This is a genomic window from Sphingobacterium sp. SYP-B4668, assembly GCF_027627455.1.
Classification (GTDB): Bacteria; Bacteroidota; Bacteroidia; order Sphingobacteriales; family Sphingobacteriaceae; genus Sphingobacterium.
In genome coordinates this window covers 1,391,923-1,413,613 of sequence record NZ_CP115483.1, presented here as the reverse complement: position 1 = coordinate 1,413,613, position 21,691 = coordinate 1,391,923, and the positions used below count along the sequence as shown (strand labels likewise).

Below are 21,691 nucleotides of genomic sequence, written 5' to 3'. Positions count from 1 at the left end.
CCTAAATTGTTGCAAACTACTGATAATCCTGTTGGTATGCAAGACGGAAAAAACGAACCTGACTTAGCTCAATTTATATAATTTATGATAAATCTGCAGAATTTCGACACATAATCTTTAATTTTAGGACTTTAAAAACAACATTAAAATGCAGATTCAGGTTGCCAAAAGGCTGCAACAAACGGAAGAGTATTATTTCTCAAAGAAATTGAGAGAGATCGACGAGCTTAATAAAAGTGGAGCTCGCGTGATTAATTTAGGAATTGGGAGTCCAGATCTACCTCCTCATCCTGAAGTTATCCAAACCCTTCATGAGCAAGCAAGCTTGCCCACGACACATGGTTATCAAAATTATAAAGGTAGCCCGGTGTTACGTAAAGCTATAGCTGACTGGTACGAACGATATTATCACGTGTCTCTCAATCCTGAAAAAGAAATTTTACCTTTGATTGGTTCCAAAGAAGGGATTGTTCACATCTGTATGACCTATCTGCAGGAGGGTGACGAAGTACTGATTCCAAACCCAGGTTACCCTGCTTATGCTTCGGCGGTACGTCTAAGTGGTGCAACTGCGGTGACCTATTCCATGTCGGAGGAGAACGATTGGTTACCTAATTTGGATGAATTATCCACAATGGACCTATCTAAAGTCAAAATGATGTGGATCAACTATCCCCACATGCCTACAGGATCGCAAGCGACATCCACCTTTTTTGAAGATGTCGTTGCATTTGGTCAAAGACATAATATTCTCATCTGCCACGATAATCCGTATAGTTTTATCTTGAATGATAAACCGCAAAGCATAATGTCTACCCCTGGTGCTCTGGCGGTAGCAATAGAATTGAATTCGCTTAGCAAATCATCCAATATGGCGGGTTGGCGAATTGGCATGTTGGTAGCAGCAGAGGAACGTATCAATGAAATACTTCGGTTTAAATCCAATATGGATTCGGGCATGTTTTTGCCGCTTCAACTTGCAGCAGCGAAAGCGCTAAGTCTTGATTCGACTTGGTATACGCAACTGAATGCAGCTTATCAAAAGCGAAAAGAAAAAGCCCTAGAACTGCTTGATTTATTACAATGTACATATAGAAAAGATCAAGTAGGCCTGTTTATCTGGGCAAAGATTCCAGCTTCTTATAGCTCTGGATACGAGCTGAGCGACGAAGTACTTAACAGGTCTCGTGTATTTATCACACCGGGAGGTATTTTTGGAGATGCTGGTAATGGATATATCAGGGTGAGTCTATGTGCCACGGAACAAATATTTGAAGAAGCAATTGGGAGAATTAGGCAATAGATATTAGACGGTAGATCTTTGCTCTTTAATCCCGGTCTTCAAGAAGATTTTTTTAAATTTTACTTTTATTTATAAAATGAATATAGCAATTGTCGGAATAGGGCTTATCGGTGGGTCGATAGCTATCCGATTAAAGGAGAAAGGTCCATTCTCCAAAATAATAGGTGTTGACAAGAGTGAGGTCAACCAGAAAAAAGCCATTCAATTGGGCTTGGTGGACGAAGTAGCAACGCTGGAAAATGCGGTGAAGGATGCAAAAGTTATCATCTTGACAGCTCCCGTAGATGCGATATTGAAATTAGCGCCAAAAGTATTGGACCTAGTAACGGACCAAGTGGTAATAGATATGGGATCTACGAAAGAGAATATCCTTAAGTTGATTGAGAACCATCCCAACAGAGGTCGTTATGTGGCTGCACACCCAATGGCCGGAACGGAGTATTCAGGACCAGAAGCAGCTTTACCAAATCTATTCAAGGATAAAATGATGGTTTACGTCGAAGCTTCACGATCGGATGAAGATGCTTTTGAATTAGCCGATTCGATTACGGAGATATTGGAAATGAAGACCTCGTTCATGAATGCAAATGAACATGATGTACATACAGCATATGTATCACATATTTCGCACTTAACATCATTCGCTCTTGCATTGACAGTACTCGGCAAAGAAAAATCTCAGGGACGCATTTTCGAACTTGCCGGATCTGGGTTTGAGTCCACGGTACGTCTGGCAAAAAGCTCTCCAGATATGTGGACCCCCATTTTTAAACAGAATAGGACCAATGTTCTTGAAGTACTGGACGAGCATATCAAGCAACTACAATCCCTATATGATGCAATCGACAAAGAAGACTATGAGGGACTTCATAAATTAATCAAAAAATCGAATAAGATTAAACGGATTATTAAATAACAAGAAAACGCCTTAAGGTCTACTATCCTTAAGGCGTTTTTTGATAGTTTGTATTTTTTCTATCCCGCTCCCGAAAATAGGGCTATAACATATAAGATCAGTAATCCCAAAAGAATTGCTCCTATAATCTTCCAAACACTATAGGGGCGACCGCCATAGACTTTACCCGAAAATGCATTGATTATGATCTGATAAGGCTTACCATTGTATTTATAGGAGGTCAGCCATACAGGGAGCAATACATATCTTATCCCTTCTTTGCTAAACGTGGTGCGAGTAGACAGTATTCGTTGTTCATCACCCCCAATATCACCTTCAATATACCCCTTGATCTGATGCTCCATGATAGACTTCGCTACAGTCATTGCTAGCTCGGGAGATAATTGATAGGTCTGGGCTGAAAAGCCGCTCATATACTGCTCATTGAAAGGCACCAATTTATCTAGATGCCAAGGTCCTATTTTATCACTGGAGGATTGAGAGAGAGATTGTGATGCGCAGACCACTATGTCCTTGAAATTAACATCTACATTGCCGCTGGTATAGGTCCAATCTGTATGTCGATCTTGGACGGTAGTGGTATTTCCGTCTTTGTCACGTACAGTCCTACTGACATAGTAATAACGACCTCTCTCGCCTGTGTAATCGGTATCTGTTTGTGCATTGAATAACCAAAAGGGTATATATACGCCCTTTAAAGCATTGAGGGAATAGGTATCAAATATCCGCTTAAAATCATTAGGAGCAAACCACCTCTTGCCACCCCAACTCTTAAATTGTTGATAGGCACTCTTATTGTCGATAAAGAAAGGGATTAGTGCATGGGGCCGAACGACGTGCTCCGTATGATGGTCAATAACAAGAGGTGATGCGCAAAAGGCACAATTGGAAGCCATGACGTGTGGCTCTAACGTCGTAGAGGCGCCACAGTTTGTACATTTGGCAATCTCCTGTACTTGTTCAAATCGCTGGTCGTTAACATCCTTTAGGGAGTCTAGATAATGCTGGTAATCAATTGGAAAGAGAAGAGGGGGCATAGCTGCCTGCTCCTCCTTGATTTCGTTACGTGTACTACAATACGGGCACAACAAATAGTTGGTGCCGGGCTTGTATTTTAGTGGAGCACTGCAGCCGGTACACTTAAATGTTTTATTGATTTCGGCTGTTTTCTCTTCAAATGCCATCTACTTCTAAACGAATTAATCTAAACTCCTGGAATTGGGGGTGGGGTCTGATGAAATAGATTGGCTAAGTCAGCTGTTTGGTCTGCAGCAATCCAATTGGCAAGGCCAGTTTTCCAAACCAACGTATTGGGCATCAAACTTCCTGTAGTTACCATATTGCGAAGTTGATTAATATCAAAGGGACCTTCTTGCTTGTTATTCACGGCAACATAATAGGTAATCTGTGTAGGTAGTGGAGGAGGTATCGCCGCCGTCGCAGGAGGAGTACTGGGTTGATTACCGTCAAATTTTCGTTCTTGGAAAACATTTCCCATATTTCCCGCCATGCCCATGCCTAGTCCTGCGCCCATACCTGCTCCCATTAGTCCACCACCATTCGGGTTTTCAGCAGCTTTTTCCATGGAGTTTGCAGCCTGATATTGTGCATAGGCACCTAAATCACCAACAATCCCCATACTACTTCTTTTATCCAATACTTTCTCCACCTCGTCGGGTAATGAAACATTTTCGATTAAAAATTTATTGAGTGTAAGACCTATTTCCTCAAATTCAGGAGCAATTTTATCTTGGATAAGTTTCGAGACCTCATCATAATTGGAAGCGAGATCGAGTACTGGAATTTTCGATTCAGCAATAGCATCCATTCCTCTGGAAACTGCAATATTTTTGAGTTGTTCATTGATATCATCAACTGTGAACGTCGGATTGGTAGCAGCTATGGTTTTGATAAATAGGCCGGGATCTTTCATGCTGAATGCATAATTCCCAAATGCACGTAAACGTACAGGACCAAATTCGGCATCGCGCAACATAATCGGATTACTTGTTCCCCATTTCTGATTTACAAATTGACGCAGGCTTACAAAGAAAACATCAGCTTTGAAGGGACTGTTGAAACCATATTTCCATCCTTGTAGCGTAGTCATGATGGGCATATTTTGGGTAGACAATTCATATCTCCCTGAATGGAAAACGTCAGCAATTCGCCCCTCGTTTAGAAAGACAGCTGCTTGCCCTTCCCTGACAGTAAGTTGGGCTCCCATCTTGATTTCATTCTGATATCTCGGAAATTTCCAAACGATGGTGTCTTTGGTATCATCAACCCATTCGATGATATCAATAAATTCATTTCTAATCTTATCTAATAGTCCCATATTTTTCAAGTTTACTTTTGGAGCCTGTTTAAAATTCAACTAAGATTTTCGTATGTCTCTTTTTGGCGATGATTTCGTTATATCTTTTCGAGTCAGAATCGCTGCTATCTCTTCCAACCACCTAACGGTAGATGAACGCCTTAAATGGCAACAAGCAATCAATAAACATGCCTCGTCTCGCTCAAAAACAGTCTATAAAAATTTCACAATATAAATTTAAACATGTTCTTATAAACTTAGATAAATTTGGTCTAATATGCAATAGAAATATATCGTTTGACCTGATGCTTGATAATTAAGAAATCTGGAAAGATTAGTTTAAAAAGCTTTGCCTTTCTCCGTTTAACAAGCCACGATAGAATATTCCATTTTCATAAAGCAAGATTTCGCCATTTTTCCCATTTTTGATACTTGAATCTACTCCGAATATACGATTGTCATATAAATTGACAATTGTCGGATGTGAAGTATGTCCCACTACTATATGGTCTTTTTTTAAGCCGTGCAGAACAAAATTCAGTGTCTCGGCATTAAAGGATGTATCTGTGAAATAACCTCTATACCAGAGCGGCCCCTTGGACCGTGTCAAAAATTCCAACTCTTCATTCTTCCGATAGTGTTGCTTAGGCTGTGTAAAAATACTATCCACAAAAAGTTGATTGGTACGACTTCCTGTTAATCCACGAGTCACAAATTCAGGCGAAATTCCTCCATGCGTGAACAAGATGTTGTTAATCCCTATAACAACTGGCTTTTGCTTCAACCATCTACCAAAGAACGTATTTTGAGCGAAAAACTGATGGTAACCGACGCCAAACATATCAGCAATCTCTTGATATTTGTGATGGATATAACGTAAATCATTATCAAAAACCATGAGCTCATGATTGCCAATAACATAATGTACTGCTCCACCTTTTTTTGTAGCCTGTTTCTCCAACTTGACCAATAACCATAGACTTTCGGTCACTTTATCCCCTCGATCCATGATATCTCCCACTATCACCAAATGTCCATTACCGTAAATCCAATCGCCATGCTGGTCAATTATACGATGTTGCTGTAATAATTTAACAAATAAGTCGTGTTGACCATGTAAATCACTTACAGCTGCAAAACGTTGAACATTGTCGTATTGTTCTAAAAAAGCCTCGGTTCCCCTTTTAGGATTCCCCCCCTCAACTAACAGTCGCCGAAGATCAACTTGCAACTTTTTAGAGAATAAACCTATATATTTCGTAAACGCTTTTCGATCGTCAGAATTGACCTGTCTAGTGGTACCGTTCTCGACCCATTTAAGTGTGGTGGAATTGTTCTTGAAGAAAATGTGAGGCAATTCTTCTATTGGACGGGTACTGTGTTGGGCGTATACGCTGTGATTTCTCCATAAGCAGGAGCATATCAACAAAAGGAGTAATATGTGTCTTTTTGCTTGCATAAATATGTTTCATTAAAAAGGCTGTCCTAATATCTCATTGCCTACTCACTCTTACATGAATGGATGCCATGGCACTGCTACATTTCGGACAGCCAGTTGGCTTTATCGTCAAAAGTTATTTTCGAATGGACAGCCCTAACGTCTTATAATTTGCACTGGCTTGAATGTGTTCATTTGATTCTAAATCAAAAATCAAACGAACAGCACTGGTATTGCTTAATTCAGGAATCTCCACTTCAAAATAACCAAAAGCTGTCTTTGCGGGAATGACAATCTCCAGCCCTTTGGGGAGCAAATAGTGTTCTTGTGCTTTTGCAGTACTCTCCTCTCTAATTTTAATCTTAACAACTTGGTCCGTATCTTTCAACCCTCCAATCAAATTAATCTGATACTTTTGAACACCTGCTTTGGTGCGAAGATCTTTTAGAATTGGATATGACAGTCCAGGAGTATTGGTCGTGATTACAGCATCTTGAAACTCTATTCTAAAATCAGGAAGATAAAAATCTTCTTCATGATCTTTAAAACATGAAGTCATCGAAATACATAACACGACGATTAATAAACTTATATATCTTTTCATCTCTTTGTTTTTCTTAAAGGCCAATAAAAACTTTTGCATTGGGAAATCAGTTTCATTGCTCTGTTTTTCTAATTTACAATTTCTAGTAACCGAAGTTTTGAACAAGATTCGGATTAATTTCGACTTCTCTAATAGGAAGTCTTCCTAACATTCTAAAATCATGGAATGATACATTCCCGGCGTCCTTAATGACGTCTTCCCCTCTTCTCTTCAAATCGAAAAAACGATGTCCTTCAAACGCAAGTTCCAATCTTCTTTGCAAGAGAATTTCATCAAGTAATGCCGTTCCTGAAAGAGACACTTCTGCAAGGTTTGCGCGCGTTCGAATTTGATTTAGGATGGTATTGGCTTCTTCTCCTCTATCTAAATTTGCCAAGGCTTCTGCTTTATTCAACAGAATCTCCGCGTATCGAATCACTGGCACATTGTCTAGGTTGGCCACTCCGTTCTTACTAGCAAATTTTGTCATTTCATTTCGATTGGCATTAGCGCCCAATCCTTTCTGAATCCATCCTCTTCGGGTATCAACAGCGGAATAGGCCGCGTAAAGGTCATCACTGACTACTACATTCCCAAAAGAAGCCGTGGTGCTAGACGTTACGGTGGTACGGGTCATAAAGGTAGCTCTTAATGATTCGTTACTACCCAGATTATCGGCCGTTGTAAATGCAATCTCAAAGAAAGACTCTGGATGTTTTTCTGCACGCCAGGAGTTAAGCAACTCCGCTTTCCCAGGAAAGGTTGCTACCTTACTTGCGATTGCCTTATCTGCTTCTTCAATTACTTTCTGATCATCTCCATTATATAAAGCAACCCTACTAAAAAGTGCAGCAACGGCTCCTTTAGTTGCGAATGCTGGCGCATTATTCTTATCTGAAATAAGGGTATAAGCTTCCGCTAAATCTTGATAAACCAAATCATAGCCTTCTTTGATACTGCCACGAGCAGCAAAGGGAATATCATCGACTTCCAGCACGCCTTTAACCAAAATGGGTACTCCTCCCCTATTAGACTCCTGAACAATAGCGGTCGGGTCGTATGCATATACCCTTAGGAGATTATGATATAGGAGCGCTCTCAAAAACAAGTTCTGTCCTTTAATGTTGTTTTTTACACTTTCTTCCATCGCTACTCCGTTCAACGCATCTAGAATCAGATTGATGCGATTGATTCCATAATAAGACTGTTGCCAATTGGACACATGGGCTCCTATCTCGTTATTGGATTCTTTTATCAATCTATTTCCGGCACCTGTATTGACACCGTTATCGGCAAGAACTTCTGGTATGGCAATCAAATCACGACCGTAGAGACTCACCTCCCGCAATTTTGCATACACCCCATTTGTAGCTGCAGTTAATGCCTCTGGACTGGTGAGCGCCGTAGAAGCGTCGATGGATTGACGTGGGTCTACTTCTAATATTTTTTCACAGGAACTGGCTAACACAGTAGTAGCCAATAGTATGATAAATGCTGATTTTTTCATTTTCATTCGAATATATTTATTCATGCATATACTTTTCAACTGAATGACTAATTTCATTATATGCGATTTCATCTGTCTAAGTTTACTTTATTAATCATCTTTCCAGGATCTTGCATCCCGATTAAAATCCAACTTGTATGCCTAGTGTATAAGCCCTAGTTTGTGGAATCGCGCCTTGAGAAGAGGTAAAGTCTCCTGAATCAATGATTAATTCGGGATCGTACCCTGTCCATTTGGTCCAAGTAGCTAAGTTCTCACCTTGTGCATACACTTTAACATCTGATAGTTTAATACGATTGGTCCAGGATTTAGGCAATCGATAAGATAACGACACATTCTTAAGACGGATAAATGACGCATCTTCCAAATATCTACTACTTGAAGATACTTGTGACATGCCGTTAGTCTCGGCATTACCATCATATGGACGTGGTACTGTGGTCAACTGACCAGGTGTAGTCCATCTGTTATTGAATATCCATTCTAATGTATTTCTATTGTCTCCGCCATTGGCGTACCACTTCGAATTCATACCGCTGTTGCTGAGCTCACGTCCATAATCGTAGTGAAAGAATACATTTAGAGAGAAACCTTTATAATTGAAGGTATTGGTGAATCCACCATAGAAATCACTTAATTTATTTCCAAAAATCTTATAATCATTGGGTGCAGATGGTTGATAGGTAACATTACCGTTTGCATCATACCACATGGGTCGCCCCGTAGCAGAGTTGACTCCAGCATATTCATAAGTCACGTTAGTGCCCAATGCATATCCCACCCTTACAGACTGGTCTCCAGGCAGGACATCATCCTCTCCGAACAATTTGGTCACGCGGTTACGTAAAAAAGAGATATTGAAATTACTCGACCATGAAAAATTATCAGATTCAATATTACGTGTCCTAATTTCGAACTCTATGCCCTCATTTTTGAGCTCTCCCACATTACTCGTTACATTAGAGAAACCACTTAGGTAAGGTAATGGCTTATTCAAAAGTAAATCTTTACTCACTCTTCTAAAAAGTTCAACAGATCCTTGTATACGGCTATTGAAGAAGCCATAGTCTATTCCAATATTGGTGGTAACATTGCGTTCCCACTTAAGTAAAGCATTTTCTATGCCTATTGGATAAATACCAGGTTCCTGATTATAGTTAGAAGAGCTTGCACTTCCATAAAGCGCCCTCGAATCAAAATTGCCAATATCATCATTGCCTGTCTCGCCATACCCTACTCTCAATTTCAGTTGATTGACCCAAGCAAGGTCATTGAGGAAGGACTCTTCAGCTATATTCCAACCCGCCGATATGGCTGGGAACCATCCAAATTTGTTGTTTTTCCCAAATCGGGACGAACCGTCATATCTCAACACTCCACTCAAAAGGTATTTTTTCTGAAAATCATAGTTGACTTGACCAAATACCCCTGCGCGCTTAAATCCAGTCCAGCTGCCACTACCAGCGGTGACAATTGCAGCGGATTGCATAGATCGGAATTGATACGTTGTAAATCCTGTACCAGTCACCGAAGATATCTCTCTATTGTCATAGCGATACTCGGCTCCTAATAACGCTGAAAGATTATGATGACTTCCAAAAGATGTTTTATAGTTTAAGGTTTGATTGGTTAAGAAGTTGCTATTTTGACGGTTCCCTATAGTCAGTGATCCTTGGGAGGCCGCTCCACTCCGAGTACGAGGGTCGACATAGCGTTCGTCATCTATGATACGGTAGTCTATTCCGTAAAAAGACTTAAAATTCAATTTGTCATTGATCTGATAAGTGGCCGAAAAATTAGACACGATGGCTTTAGTGCGGCTCTTCAATGTTCCTAATACACTCTCTTGTATCGGGTTACGGTTAGATGAACCAGGAAAACCGTCGATAGGCGCATTATAACTACCATCGGGCATATAGATGGGAATGTATGGGAGAATCATAGGTGCACTATATTGGGGTGCTGCATATGCCCCAGTAGATCCATTACTTCCCGAAGTTCCATTCTGAGTGATGGTGCTTAGATTGACATTGGTTGACAGGGCAAGTCTATTTGTAAGTTTGTGTGTCAAGCTCAATTTAGCAGTGGCGCGCTCGAAATCAATAGAAACTACATTTCCATCCGTCTTATTATATGATCCGGATAGAAAAAAAGTGGTATTATCGTTTCCGCCGCTAACTGAGAGATCTACGTTATTGGTATGTCCAGTCCTGAAAGCAGCCTCTTGCCAATTATAAGTGGGTAACGCAGCTATTTCTGCGTCAGTCATATCCTCTGGAAGACCAAGTCCAGACAGAATATCAGCTCTATTCCTTTCCGGCGTACGAGTGGGATACCGATTATTTCTGGCTTCGAATCGGGATTGAAAAAACTGTTGAGAGTTCATCATCTTCATTTCAGGCATTGGACTAGTGATACCGTTGTAATAGTTTAGATTGATTTTGGTCTTTCCAGCCTTACCAGCTTTCGTGGTCACCAGTACCACACCATTCGCAGCTTGTGCACCATATATAGATGCTGCGGCACCATCTTTTAAGATTTCAATGGACTCGATATCATTGTTATTCAAAAATGAAAGTGGGTTACTTGCTGTCTGCCCAGAGGATGTGGACGTGTTTAACTGTACGCCATCAACAATGATTAAAGGTTCATTTCCAGCAGTGATAGAGCCGGTGCCTCGAATATTGATCCGAACGGGACCGCCTGGAACCCCATTTGCTGCCATTACATTGACACCGGATACTTGTCCTTGCATTGCACGATCGAACGATTGCACCGGAACATTTTCTAAGGCCTCTTTTTTGATGGATGACATCGCTCCAGTAATCGATCGCTTCTCTTGTGTCGTATACCCCGTCACGACCACCGCATCCAGCTCATTGATTTTTTCATCTAAGGTAATTTCCAAATTGGAGGTCCCTCGGACGGTAACTTCTTCTGTAACATAGCCCACAAAGGAGATTATGAGCACGTCATTCATAGATGCCTTAATCTGAAAGTTACCATTCCCATCTGTAGATGTTGCCGCATCCTTTCCCTTGATACGGATACTGACACCTGCAGCAGAACGTAGCTCATCATTTGTCTTAAGGCCCACTTTTCCACGTATATCAAACTGCAAATCAACAACTTCTGCAATATAGTTCGAGTTTATTTTTGAACTGATGACGATATTCTCCCCTTGGAGCAAGTAGTTAATAGGTTGACCTTCAAAACAGGCATCTAGCGCCTCCTTCACAGAGACATTTTTCAAGTTTACATTCACTGGATTAGACTTGGATAGCAATCGCTTTGAATAGATAAAATTGTAAGATGTTTGCTGTCTGATGGATTCAAACACTTCTCTAATTGAAGCATTTCGAGTTTCCAACGTTACTTTTTGTGCATAACTCACGGAGGAATAAGCACTCATAACGGTAGACAGCAACATAATAAAAATAAGATTAATACGCATAAAGGCCTTCTTATAGTTCTTTATTTTCATAAATTTGGTATAGGGTTATAAGTAATAATAAATGTTCAATATACTGCGAGTAACCTGACAATTATCTACAGGGCATTGTTCCACCAATGCTCTGTATCTTTATCGTCGGATCTGGGTAGATTTATGACATAACGATAATCCTCCTTCCTTCTATTCTAAATTTTATCTTACCAGTCAGTTCTAGTAGTTTGAGAACTTTTGACGGGTTCTCATACTTAGAGACTGCACCTGTAAATAATTCTGTCGTCACGTCTCCTTCGTAGCTTATTTCTACATCGTACCACCTAGCTATCTTTTTCATGATTTCCTGAATGGACTCTTCTTCAAATCTAAAGCTCCTATTTTTCCACTCCTCCATATTGCGAACATCCACTTGATTGATTTGTAGTGTCCCCTCATTTTTCACCACTAGAGCCTGCTGTCCGGGTTCCAAGGTAATGGAGCTATGTGAAGTTGTCACTTTGACCTTACCTTTAACCAATGTTGTCCTATTGATAGGGTCATTTGGATAGGCTGACACATTGAAGGAAGTTCCCAGCACATCGATGGTCTGTTGAGGAAGTATAAGTTGAAAAGGAACATGGACATCATCAGCCCCTTTATGTCGAGTAACCTCGAAAAAGGCTTCACCTGATAACTTGACTTGTCGGGAGTTTCCAGCAAATTGAAGGGGATATTCCAATTCCGACTCGGCACCCAGCCATACACGTGTACCATCGGAAAGGCGAATTCGATATTGCCCTCCCTTAGGGGTAACAATCTTATTGACCATCACCGATAACTCTGTATTGCCTGAAGGTTCATAGGAAATCTCTCCATCAGAAGATTTGATGATCTTTAAACCATTCACATTTTTAGAGGTTCCATAGGCAATATCTTCCAATATGACATAATCGCCATTAGACAACTTCAATATGGCCTTATCCTTACCCGGGGCGATATTTTTAGCAGCAATCGACAATTCATCTGCTTTGTTAGTTGTATGTCTATCCGCCATAAAATAAAGCGCAATCGTACTGCACACCAACACCAAAGCTGCGACTGACCAGTAAATGAGCGGCCTGGTTTTCGTTGAGAGGCGGCTTGTCGAATGAACTACGTTAATATGATGTTTTTTGAATTCGGCCAAAGATTGCTGACTGGCAAAGCGTTGGAATTTTTGAAGGACTTCATGCTGCTTGTCTTGATTCTCAAGCTGCTTCAATAACATCTTTTTGGAATCATCTTCTCCAATCCAACTGTCCAGTTCCTGTTGTTCTTGCTCGTCTAATCCGTACTTTCTCTTACGGGTCAATAAATACAAGATTCTATTCTGATTTTTCATTTCTTGATACTAATACGACAAGACCTGCACATCGTACCATCCCGTATTGAAAAAAATTACATTTTAATCAAGAAAAGAAAAAAAAGATATTTGTTTGGGTTATTAATAAACAGTTTTCGCAATATCTTCAGGCCTTTTGACTTTTGATTTTTCACGGTTTGGACACTGATTTGGAGTTGTTCAGCAATTTGACTATTCTGCATCCCTTCTATATAGCTGAGCGTCACTATCTTCGCACATTGTGCGGGTAAATTATTAATCTCGCGGTAAATGTCAGCCATATATTCTACGTAGATAACTTCAAGCTGTAAATCGTCATCTGAAAGTTGAAGTAAATATGTGTACTCTTTTTCTCGTTCTCGTTCCCTTCCTTTTGTCTTAATATAATCTAGACAAGCATTTTTTGCTGATAGATAGAGAAATGATTGTGCATGTGCCGAATTATTCAATTCGATATGATTCGCCCACATTCTTGCAAACAAACTATTGACAACGTCGACTCCGTGCTCCGCTACGAACTTGGTCGTAAAATAACATAAAGGAGCAAAGTATGCAGAATAAATATAATCAAAATCCGCCTCAACCCCCATATTCAAGGGGTATTCAGTAAGATTTGAAGGTCTATCCTGTAATTTCATGCCCATGTATTGCTTATCTATCCATAGTCAGCGCTATATATGGAGAGGTTTTCCACATTTAAAGTGGCTAAAAATACGATTTACAATCCATTTATCCTTATGAATGTTTCAGTACTTATCTGTTCCAAGCGCATGGACCTTTCCAAATATATAAGAGATTTTAATCAGGGTACGCTTATAGCTCTAAAACCTCATCATTAATAATGGGGAAAAATCGAACTCCCTCTATTTGGGGCAACACCTGAACACCCGTCCATTTTCCATATGCAGGAAGAGTGAGAATGCGCTCAGCTAAGTGAAAACAGGGTAACCGGAAGCTTTGCCTCCCTTTAACCTTTAACAAACATCCCGGATGCACATGTCCCACTATGTTAATCATATAGTTTGGTAAATCGGGCTGAGGTTCATGAGAGAAGACTAATCCTTCTTTCAACATATACAGTGGTACTACATTAATCTTCGCCTCACGCCAATGGTCAATAGCTAAAATATCATGGTTGCCCTTGGTAAGTACAAAAGATATGTGGGGATAGCGTTGTATAAAGAAGGTGAATTGTCGCCAATCCTCATTCCATTCAGAATGGAATAAATCCCCCAGCAAGACTACCCGCTCGACGGGAAGCTCCTCCAATAACAACTCCATTCGATCTATTTCTTCATTGATTTGTACTGGCGGAATAAAAATACCTTCTTTTCTGAAATGGGTCAATTTTCCCAAATGCCAATCGGAAACGACCAGCAATCTATAGTCCGGAATATAGAGCACCTTCTGTGGTAACATAAAACAATCCAATCCATTTAATACAATCCGCTTTGCCATTACTCCAAAGTTAATTGCATTTTAAGTTTTTCCAAACGGCTTTGCCAATCTTCATTACTGTATCGCTCTCTAAATGATTCCGAAAAGATGGGAAAGGCGAAAGGAGTTAGTTTCTCCGGTAACGAAAGGAGTATATGATGGGCATTGATACGATTAAACGCCTTTTGCATTCGACCTTCTTCTAATTGAAAATCAAACACTTCGTCGAAGGCTTCACGCAATAACAAATTGTTGGGATCGTAATCTTGGAAGACCGAAAAAAACAAACCGGAATTTGCCTGTAGATGCTTGGTCTTCATATTCTTCCCTGGAAATCCCTGAAAAACCAACCCTGCAATACCGGCTATATCCCTGAATCTCCGTTTTGCCATCTCTTGTACATTTATCCCGTTATTGATATCTTCATGCAAATGCACAGGAGAAAAAAGTGTCCTTAGCAACGTGATGTCCACCTCATAAGGTGTTTCAGATACTAACTCAAAACCATACTCATTGGTCGCAATACTAAATGTGGCCGGTTTAAGCTTTCCTAAACGATAAGCAATGACTTGAGACATCCCTTCATGTACCAGCTTGCCCTCAAAAGGATAGGCGAATAGGTGGTATCCATACCGAGTTTCGATATATTCTACAAGCAATTCATTATCAAGTGGCAATTGCGACCGTCGTTTCTGCTCCTCGAAGAGGGGCTTTAGGAAAGCGATTTCCTCACGCTGATGATTTGGTTTCTGAATATTTTGAAAACTGTGCCGGATAGCTTCTCCCAAATCGGGTGAAATGGAAAATCTCCCGCCCATCCAGGAAGGAACTACGCCCTTTTTCTTAGTCGATGGTTTAACGACCACATCCATTCCATGGGTGGACAGAAGCTCCAATTGCCTACCTGAGAACCAAAAAACCTCTCCTTGGTTTAATCTGGAGATAAAAGATTCTTCTATGGACCCTAGATACTTTCCGTTCATAAACTTGACCCGCATCATAGCGTCTGATACAATAGCACCAATGCTTAAACGATGTCGCATAGCCAATTTTCTAGAAGTGACCTTGAATAGACCATCTATCTTCTCTAGTCGATGAAAGTCGTCGTAAGCAGATAAAGATTTCCCCCCATGTATCAACATCGCCATACATTCCTCAAACTCTTCCCGAGCAACGGACTCAAAGCAGTGCGTTTGCTTGATTTCTGCAAAAATTTGATCGGCATCAAATCCGTCTCCCACTGCCAACGTCATTAGATATTGGATCAGAACATCGAAACTGCGGATATAAGGAATCCGTTGTTCAACTATATGTTGACGAATAGCATATTTCAGTGAATCTCCTTCGATAATCTCCAATGAATTAGTAGGGACATAATAGATCTTGGATATTTCACCTGGACGATGTCCAGATCGTCCAGCTCGTTGCAGAAAGCGTGCGACACCTTTTGGCGAACCCACTTGAACAACGCAGTCAACGGGTCGAAAATCTACTCCTAAGTCCAGACTGCTTGTACACACAACTGCTTTCAACCGTCCCTCATGGAGTGCATCCTCAACCCATAGTCTTATCTCATCGCTCAAAGAGCCGTGATGTATGGCCAGCAGTCCAGCAAATTCAGGGTAATTGAGAATCAACTGCTGATACCATATCTCAGCTTGGGATCGTGTGTTGGTAAAAATAAGCGTAGATTGATGTGCGTGAATAATGGGGACTACCTTATCCAATAAACGGATACCGAGATGGCCTGCCCAGGGAAACTTCTCTATTGAATCAGGCAATACAGTTTCTACCTGGATTCGCTTATCGACATTTGCCCTTACCAAAACGCCTTTATTTTTCTTTCCTAACAATATTTCCTTAGCTTCTTCCAAATTGCCAATCGTAGCCGAAATTCCCCATATCTTCAATTTTGGATTGATAGCCTGGAGCCTACTCAGTGCCAGCTCTACAAGTACGCCACGTTTACTTCCTAACAACTCGTGCCATTCGTCGACAACTACAAATTCAAGGTTTTTGAAATAGACAGTACTCTCCTTTGAGGCCAACAACAGATGAACACTCTCTGGTGTGGTAATCATGGCGTGTGGCGGATTCTTGCGTTGCCTCTGTCTACTGGTTGCGCTGGTATCACCCGTACGCAATTCAATCCTATAATCCAATTCTAGACCTTCTGAAACGGTGTTGGCGGCTTTATAGATTTCTTTGGACAGGGCACGTAATGGGGTAATCCAAAGGGTATGCAAATTAGTCTTCCTTCTGCCCTCCGACTGTGCGTAATAATGGTCGAGTATTCCGAACCAGATAGCAAAGGTCTTCCCGTATCCCGTGGGAGCATTCAGTAACCCGGAATGACCTTTTTGAATAGCCTTCCAGGTTTTCTGCTGAAAATCATGTGCCTTCCACCCTTGGTTATAAAACCAAACATCTGCGAATTGATTCATGTTGATGCAGCTATTAAGTCCAACAAATCTTGTTTGGTATTGGCATCATGAATATCCTTATCTCTGCGCCATCTCAAAATTCTTGGAAATCGGAGGGCTACCCCTGACTTGTGTCGCGAGCTAAGATTAATACCTTCAAATGCTAGCTCGAAGACCATCTGGGCTTTGACGCTACGCACAGGGCCAAATTTTTCAATGGTGTTGCGTTTAATCCAGTTGTCCATCGTAATCAGTTCTTTATCTGTCAAGCCTGAATATGCTTTGGCAAAAGGAACCAATAAGTCACCATCCCATACCGCAAAAGTGTAATCTGTAAATAGATTTGCGCGACGTCCATGTCCAGACTGTGCATAGATCAATACACCATCTATAGTCATTGGATCGGTTTTCCATTTCCACCATTTGCCTCGCTTTCGGCCACTTTCGTACGGGCTCTGCTTATGCTTGATCATCAACCCTTCAGCATAATAGTCACGAGCATGGGTCCGGTAGTCCATAGCCTCTTCCCAACTATCGAAATGGAGCGGAGGAGAAAGTAACAATACCGGTGATTGTATGTCATCCAGCAACTGTTTCAATAAGGCCTGTCTATCAACTAATGGAAGGTCACGAATGTCATTTCCTGCCCATTCGAGCAGGTCATAACAAACCATGACCAGTGGCGCTTCAGCCAATGCTTTTGCGGACAAATTCTTACGACCTATCCGCGTCTGCATAACATTAAAATTCAATGGTTTACCATCCTTCCATGGAATTATTTCGCCATCGATTACCGTTCCATTGGGTAATAGTGATTTTAATGGGGCGAATTCAGGAAACTTATCAGTCATCAAGTCTTCACCTCTACTCCAGACAAAGAGTTCGTGTTTGCGAAAAATCAACTGTCCCCGAATTCCATCCAACTTCGCTTCCAATATCCAGTCCGATATATCTCCCAGTGTATCCACAGATGTATCTAACGGATAAGCCAAATAGAAAGGGTAGGGTAAAAAATGTCTATCTTCTTGCAGGTCGCCTAAAAAGATGGTATTCATATTTTCCTGAAGTGGATTCCATTTACCTGATAAGCGATGTTCAACAAATGTCTGGTCCAATACGAGGTAACGCGAGAGCGCTTTAATGACCAACTTTTTGGAGACCCCTACTCTAAAATTGCCAGTCAAAAATTTATTAAAGACAAACAAATCAGTGTCTGATAGTTCGTGCCAGTAAGCAATTATAGCTTGCTTTTGTAAAGATTCCTCCAATCCATACCAAGTTAACAATTTTTGATAGATATCTTTTAGAGAGAATGGATTCTGATTGTCGACTTTCGGTAAGACAAGGGTCATACACTCCGCCAAATCCCCGACAACGTAATAGCTTTCGTCAAAAATCCAATCGGGTATAGCCGATATTTCAGCGGCCCACTTTTTGAGCAGGCTTGTCTTGATTGGTCTCTTTGGTTTATTACCTATCAGAAAAGCGACTGCAATCAATTTGTCTTCATCATTTGCTGTAGACAAGTATTGATGAATGGCCTCTATTTTATCGTTAGTCTTGGTCGTAGCATCCAACTGTTCAAATAGATATACAAATTTCTTCATTCGTCTCCCTCCATTTCTTTATTAAACAAGGTCTTCAATACAGTGGCCTTTATATCATAATGTTCATGAACCCAACGAGCAAATACGGTCTCGTAACCATGCGTGACGTATACGTTGCGAGCACCCGTCTGTATAATAGCCTCATTCAACTGTACCCAGTCACAGTGATCGGATAGAATAAATCCTTGATCTACTCCTCGTCTTCGTCGAGCGCCTCTAAGTTGCATCCACCCACTACACATCGCGATCTTATAAGGCCTTAATTTCTTGACCCAAGGAGTCTCTGCAGCGGAAGGTGGGGCTATAATCAACGCTCCTTTTATTTTATCTCGGTCTGTATCTGATTGTATACGCTCACCTTCAAATTGATAGCCGACTTCTCTCAGCGCTTGATTCACATTGTCAACAGCGCCATGCAAGTAGACTGGACCAATATTGGTATCCAAGTGCTTCAAAATATTCTGTGCTTTTCCCAAGGAATACGCTAATAACACTGTATTAAGATTTTGCCGTTGATTATGTTTCCACCATTGGTTGATATCTTCATAGACATCAAATACAGAAGGGAATTGATAAATCGGTAATCCAAATGTAGATTCAGTAATAAAATGATTGCATTTCACCAATTGGAATGGTTCGCTCACCCCGTCTGGAGCTAGCTTGTAATCACCCGTAAACACCCATACCTCTCCTTGATATTCCAACCTTATCTGTGCCGAACCTATGATGTGACCAGCAGGATGCAGACTGATATGTACACCATTGACCTCCATAACTTCATCATACGCCAATCCTGTCACATTCGTATTTGCCCCGGTTCGCATTTTGAGAACAGGGATACTATTCAAATGGCACCAGTAATGCCCCATACCTGACCGAGCGTGATCGCTATGTGCATGGGTAATGATGGCTCGGTCTACCGGATGCCATGGATCGATATAGATATTGGCCTGCTTGCAAAATAGACCTTTGTTGGTAACGGATAATAACTTCATCTTCGCATACGATGTAAAAGCTGGCAACATGCACTATACTAAAGACAATCGGACTGCGCAATTGTTTATTCAGAGAATTTAGTATACAAAAAAGGCCTATTGAAATATCAATAGGCCTTTTTAAAGCTTGAAGTTTATTAGAACTTAAGGTTCATTTTCTTAAATAACATGCTCCACATCCAGATGGGACCTATTGCCAACAGTTTCAGAAAATCGGCAGAAGAAACTGGACGAGCTTCTTTTTTACTGACCACCAACAATAATAAAAATGACAAAAGAGCGATTGCCCCTGTAAGCATCCAAACAGCAGGTCCGCCATCTCTTTCAAAATATTCTAACTGGACGATAAAGAAACTCATGATACCGATTTCAATCAACATGGCATAAGATAGGGTGGGTGCCAGTTTAAGGTATGCGTATACAACGATAGCGATAAAGATAGACCCCCAATTAAGGAAAGTATGCCATCCCATCTTAACCAAAAAATCAAACTGTGGAAACGGTATCATCCAAATCAACCCCATCACACCAAAGAAAAACAATGTCAACAAAACGACATAACTTATCCTATTCCGAGGATTGGCAAAAGTAATAGCCAATTCTTTAAAATAAATATCTACGGGTCTTAACTCTTCTTTTGGCTTACTTGTGTGTTTATTCTTTTTGTTATTGCTCATGATGCTACTTTACAAAACGAAGCTGTCTAATAGATTTCTCCCTTAGACAGCTTAGCCATTCAATTTACTAATTTTTACTTAGCGTAGGAAACAGATCTAGTCTCTCTTATTACAGTCACTTTTATCTGTCCCGGATATGTCATTTCGGTTTGAATACGATTAGAGATATCTGCAGCTAAAATTTCAGCTTGCGCATCCGTTACTTTTTCGCTCTCAACTACTACACGCAATTCACGACCGGCTTGGATGGCAAAAGTTTTTTCTACACCTGGGTACGACAGTGCTAATTCTTCCAATTCCTTAAGTCTTTTGATATAGCTTTCTACAACTTCACGTCTTGCTCCTGGTCTAGCTCCGGATATAGCATCACATGCTTGGACTATTGGAGAAATTAAGGAGGTCATTTCAATTTCGTCGTGATGGGCACCTATGGCATTACAAACTTCAGGATGTTCCTTATACTTTTCGGCTAATTGCATACCCAAGATAGCATGGGGCAGTTCGGGATTATCATCAGGCACTTTACCAATATCATGCAATAATCCGGCACGTTTAGCAAGCTTGACATTGAGTCCTAGTTCAGAAGCCATTGTAGCAGCAAAATTAGCAACTTCGCGGGAGTGCTGTAATAGATTCTGCCCATATGATGAACGGTAGCGCATACGACCTACCATACGTATCAATTCAGGATGTAGCCCGTGAATTCCCAAATCTATAGCTGTACGCTCCCCAATTTCGACGATTTCATCCTCGATTTGTGTACGGGTCTTGGCCACGACCTCCTCTATCCGAGCAGGGTGAATACGTCCATCTGTAACCAAACGGTGCAATGCCAAGCGAGCAATCTCTCTTCTGACGGGATCAAATCCTGACAGAATGATTGCTTCCGGAGTGTCATCTACAATAATCTCTACTCCTGTAGCCGCTTCCAGCGCACGAATATTTCGTCCTTCACGACCAATAATACGACCTTTGATTTCGTCGTTCTCAATATTGAAAATGGATACTGTATTTTCAATCGCTGACTCAGTCGCCGTGCGCTGAATGGTTTGGATAACGACCTTTTTGGCTTCTTTGGTTGCCGTTAACTTAGCTTCATCAACGATATCTTTAATCTGAATCATCGCCTGCGAACGGGCATCTTCGCGTAAAGAATCTACTAATTGATTCTTAGCTTCATCAGCAGTAACTCCAGCGATGGCTTCCAATTGCTTAATTTGTTGAGATTTCATTTGATCCACCTCTTCACTCTTACGTTCGTTGAGTTCGACAAGTTTATCAAGCTGTTTTTTCGCGGTGTCAATTTCTTGCTTTTCTCGATTTAGATTTTCGAGTTTTTGGTTAATAGATTGCTCTTTCTGGCGGATTGAGTTTTCCTTCTGCGTCATGGAGTTGTTTCGCTGATTGACTTCCTTTTCATGCTCTGCCTTCATTTGCAAAAATTTCTCTTTTGCTTCAAGAAGTCTTTTCTTCTTAATATGTTCCCCTTCTTGCTCAGCCTCTTTTACTATTCTCTTGGCATTATCGTGTGCTGCTTGTTCCTGCTTTTTTAATAAGATTTGCAACAGATAACGACCAATCAGAATACCCACGACTAGGGAAATTATGATTGTTATCGCTATGGTAATCATTATGTTCATTTGTATGTGTGTAATATATAATTGTTAAAAAATGTTTCTA

At 40.8% G+C, this 21,691-nt stretch carries 16 protein-coding genes; 2 read left to right on the top strand and 14 right to left on the bottom strand.

Annotated elements, in window-relative coordinates; genetic code table 11:
• Window positions 1–148: 148 nt before the first annotated feature.
• Both OQ289_RS06125 and OQ289_RS06120 read left to right on the top strand, forming a co-directional pair.
• Window positions 149–1,303, top strand: coding sequence for a pyridoxal phosphate-dependent aminotransferase (locus tag OQ289_RS06125; protein WP_270089862.1), 1,155 nt, complete (start codon window positions 149–151; stop codon window positions 1,301–1,303).
• A 76-nt stretch (window positions 1,304–1,379) separates the two neighbouring features.
• Window positions 1,380–2,219: a prephenate dehydrogenase gene (locus OQ289_RS06120; RefSeq protein WP_270089861.1), complete on the top strand. Its 840-nt coding sequence runs from the start codon at window positions 1,380–1,382 to the stop codon at window positions 2,217–2,219.
• 59 nt (window positions 2,220–2,278) lie between these two features.
• On the opposite strand, the gene OQ289_RS06115 is transcribed toward OQ289_RS06120, so the two are convergent.
• The 14 genes from OQ289_RS06115 to rny all read right to left on the bottom strand — a co-directional run bounded on the left by OQ289_RS06115 (window position 2,279) and on the right by rny (window position 21,651).
• Window positions 2,279–3,403: a hypothetical protein gene (locus OQ289_RS06115; RefSeq protein WP_270089860.1), complete on the bottom strand. Its 1,125-nt coding sequence runs from the start codon at window positions 3,401–3,403 to the stop codon at window positions 2,279–2,281.
• A gap of 20 nt (window positions 3,404–3,423) precedes the next feature.
• On the bottom strand, window positions 3,424–4,557 hold the full coding sequence (locus tag OQ289_RS06110) for an SPFH domain-containing protein (protein WP_033565200.1): 1,134 nt from the start codon (window positions 4,555–4,557) through the stop codon (window positions 3,424–3,426).
• 313 nt (window positions 4,558–4,870) lie between these two features.
• Window positions 4,871–5,995 carry a metallophosphoesterase gene (locus OQ289_RS06105; RefSeq protein ID WP_270089859.1) on the bottom strand — a complete coding sequence of 375 codons (1,125 nt, stop codon included), beginning with the start codon at window positions 5,993–5,995 and terminating at the stop codon, window positions 4,871–4,873.
• A gap of 115 nt (window positions 5,996–6,110) precedes the next feature.
• Entirely contained in the window at window positions 6,111–6,617 is a 507-nt protein-coding gene (locus OQ289_RS06100) for a DUF4843 domain-containing protein (protein ID WP_270089858.1), read from the bottom strand.
• 43 nt (window positions 6,618–6,660) lie between these two features.
• Window positions 6,661–8,070, bottom strand: a complete 1,410-nt coding sequence (locus OQ289_RS06095; RefSeq protein ID WP_270089857.1) for a RagB/SusD family nutrient uptake outer membrane protein — start codon at window positions 8,068–8,070, stop codon at window positions 6,661–6,663.
• Between the two features lie 115 nt (window positions 8,071–8,185).
• Window positions 8,186–11,548 (bottom strand): TonB-dependent receptor, encoded by a 3,363-nt coding sequence (locus OQ289_RS06090; RefSeq protein ID WP_270089856.1) that lies wholly within the window; start codon window positions 11,546–11,548, stop codon window positions 8,186–8,188.
• A 121-nt stretch (window positions 11,549–11,669) separates the two neighbouring features.
• Complete coding sequence (locus OQ289_RS06085) at window positions 11,670–12,872, bottom strand: FecR family protein (RefSeq protein ID WP_270089855.1); 1,203 nt, start codon at window positions 12,870–12,872, stop codon at window positions 11,670–11,672.
• 56 nt (window positions 12,873–12,928) lie between these two features.
• Window positions 12,929–13,510 carry a sigma-70 family RNA polymerase sigma factor gene (locus OQ289_RS06080; protein WP_270089854.1) on the bottom strand — a complete coding sequence of 194 codons (582 nt, stop codon included), beginning with the start codon at window positions 13,508–13,510 and terminating at the stop codon, window positions 12,929–12,931.
• A gap of 175 nt (window positions 13,511–13,685) precedes the next feature.
• On the bottom strand, window positions 13,686–14,330 hold the full coding sequence (gene pdeM, locus OQ289_RS06075) for a ligase-associated DNA damage response endonuclease PdeM (RefSeq protein WP_270089853.1): 645 nt from the start codon (window positions 14,328–14,330) through the stop codon (window positions 13,686–13,688).
• Window positions 14,330–16,753 (bottom strand): ligase-associated DNA damage response DEXH box helicase, encoded by a 2,424-nt coding sequence (locus OQ289_RS06070; protein WP_270089852.1) that lies wholly within the window; start codon window positions 16,751–16,753, stop codon window positions 14,330–14,332. Before OQ289_RS06070 ends, pdeM begins: the two co-directional genes overlap by 1 nt.
• On the bottom strand, window positions 16,750–18,339 hold the full coding sequence (locus OQ289_RS06065; RefSeq protein ID WP_270089851.1) for an ATP-dependent DNA ligase: 1,590 nt from the start codon (window positions 18,337–18,339) through the stop codon (window positions 16,750–16,752). The genes OQ289_RS06070 and OQ289_RS06065 overlap by 4 nt, the downstream gene beginning before the upstream one ends.
• The gene (locus OQ289_RS06060; protein WP_270089850.1) at window positions 18,336–19,334 is read right to left on the bottom strand and encodes a ligase-associated DNA damage response exonuclease; all 999 of its coding nucleotides are present in this window, start codon (window positions 19,332–19,334) and stop codon (window positions 18,336–18,338) included. The genes OQ289_RS06065 and OQ289_RS06060 overlap by 4 nt, the downstream gene beginning before the upstream one ends.
• A gap of 137 nt (window positions 19,335–19,471) precedes the next feature.
• Window positions 19,472–20,011, bottom strand: a complete 540-nt coding sequence (locus OQ289_RS06055) for a hypothetical protein (protein ID WP_270089849.1) — start codon at window positions 20,009–20,011, stop codon at window positions 19,472–19,474.
• A gap of 74 nt (window positions 20,012–20,085) precedes the next feature.
• Window positions 20,086–21,651 (bottom strand): ribonuclease Y, encoded by a 1,566-nt coding sequence (gene rny / locus OQ289_RS06050; RefSeq protein WP_033565208.1) that lies wholly within the window; start codon window positions 21,649–21,651, stop codon window positions 20,086–20,088.
• Between the last annotated feature and the right edge of the window lie 40 nt (window positions 21,652–21,691).

Bases quoted from the DNA above. Each gene is read 5' to 3' on its own strand.
- OQ289_RS06095 (WP_270089857.1), bottom strand. From the start codon at position 8,070: ATGAAAATGAAAAAATCAGCATTTATCATACTATTGGCTACTACTGTG.
- OQ289_RS06080 (WP_270089854.1), bottom strand. From the start codon at position 13,510: ATGAAATTACAGGATAGACCTTCAAATCTTACTGAATACCCCTTGAAT.
- OQ289_RS06065 (WP_270089851.1), bottom strand. From the start codon at position 18,339: ATGAAGAAATTTGTATATCTATTTGAACAGTTGGATGCTACGACCAAG.
- OQ289_RS06085 (WP_270089855.1), bottom strand. From the start codon at position 12,872: ATGAAAAATCAGAATAGAATCTTGTATTTATTGACCCGTAAGAGAAAG.
- OQ289_RS06100 (WP_270089858.1), bottom strand. From the start codon at position 6,617: ATGCAAAAGTTTTTATTGGCCTTTAAGAAAAACAAAGAGATGAAAAGA.
- OQ289_RS06105 (WP_270089859.1), bottom strand. From the start codon at position 5,995: ATGCAAGCAAAAAGACACATATTACTCCTTTTGTTGATATGCTCCTGC.
- OQ289_RS06090 (WP_270089856.1), bottom strand. From the start codon at position 11,548: ATGAAAATAAAGAACTATAAGAAGGCCTTTATGCGTATTAATCTTATT.
- OQ289_RS06115 (WP_270089860.1), bottom strand. From the start codon at position 3,403: ATGGCATTTGAAGAGAAAACAGCCGAAATCAATAAAACATTTAAGTGT.
- rny (WP_033565208.1), bottom strand. From the start codon at position 21,651: ATGAACATAATGATTACCATAGCGATAACAATCATAATTTCCCTAGTC.
- OQ289_RS06060 (WP_270089850.1), bottom strand. From the start codon at position 19,334: ATGAAGTTATTATCCGTTACCAACAAAGGTCTATTTTGCAAGCAGGCC.
- OQ289_RS06125 (WP_270089862.1), top strand. From the start codon at position 149: ATGCAGATTCAGGTTGCCAAAAGGCTGCAACAAACGGAAGAGTATTAT.
- OQ289_RS06110 (WP_033565200.1), bottom strand. From the start codon at position 4,557: ATGGGACTATTAGATAAGATTAGAAATGAATTTATTGATATCATCGAA.
- pdeM (WP_270089853.1), bottom strand. From the start codon at position 14,330: ATGGCAAAGCGGATTGTATTAAATGGATTGGATTGTTTTATGTTACCA.
- OQ289_RS06055 (WP_270089849.1), bottom strand. From the start codon at position 20,011: ATGAGCAATAACAAAAAGAATAAACACACAAGTAAGCCAAAAGAAGAG.
- OQ289_RS06070 (WP_270089852.1), bottom strand. From the start codon at position 16,753: ATGAATCAATTCGCAGATGTTTGGTTTTATAACCAAGGGTGGAAGGCA.
- OQ289_RS06120 (WP_270089861.1), top strand. From the start codon at position 1,380: ATGAATATAGCAATTGTCGGAATAGGGCTTATCGGTGGGTCGATAGCT.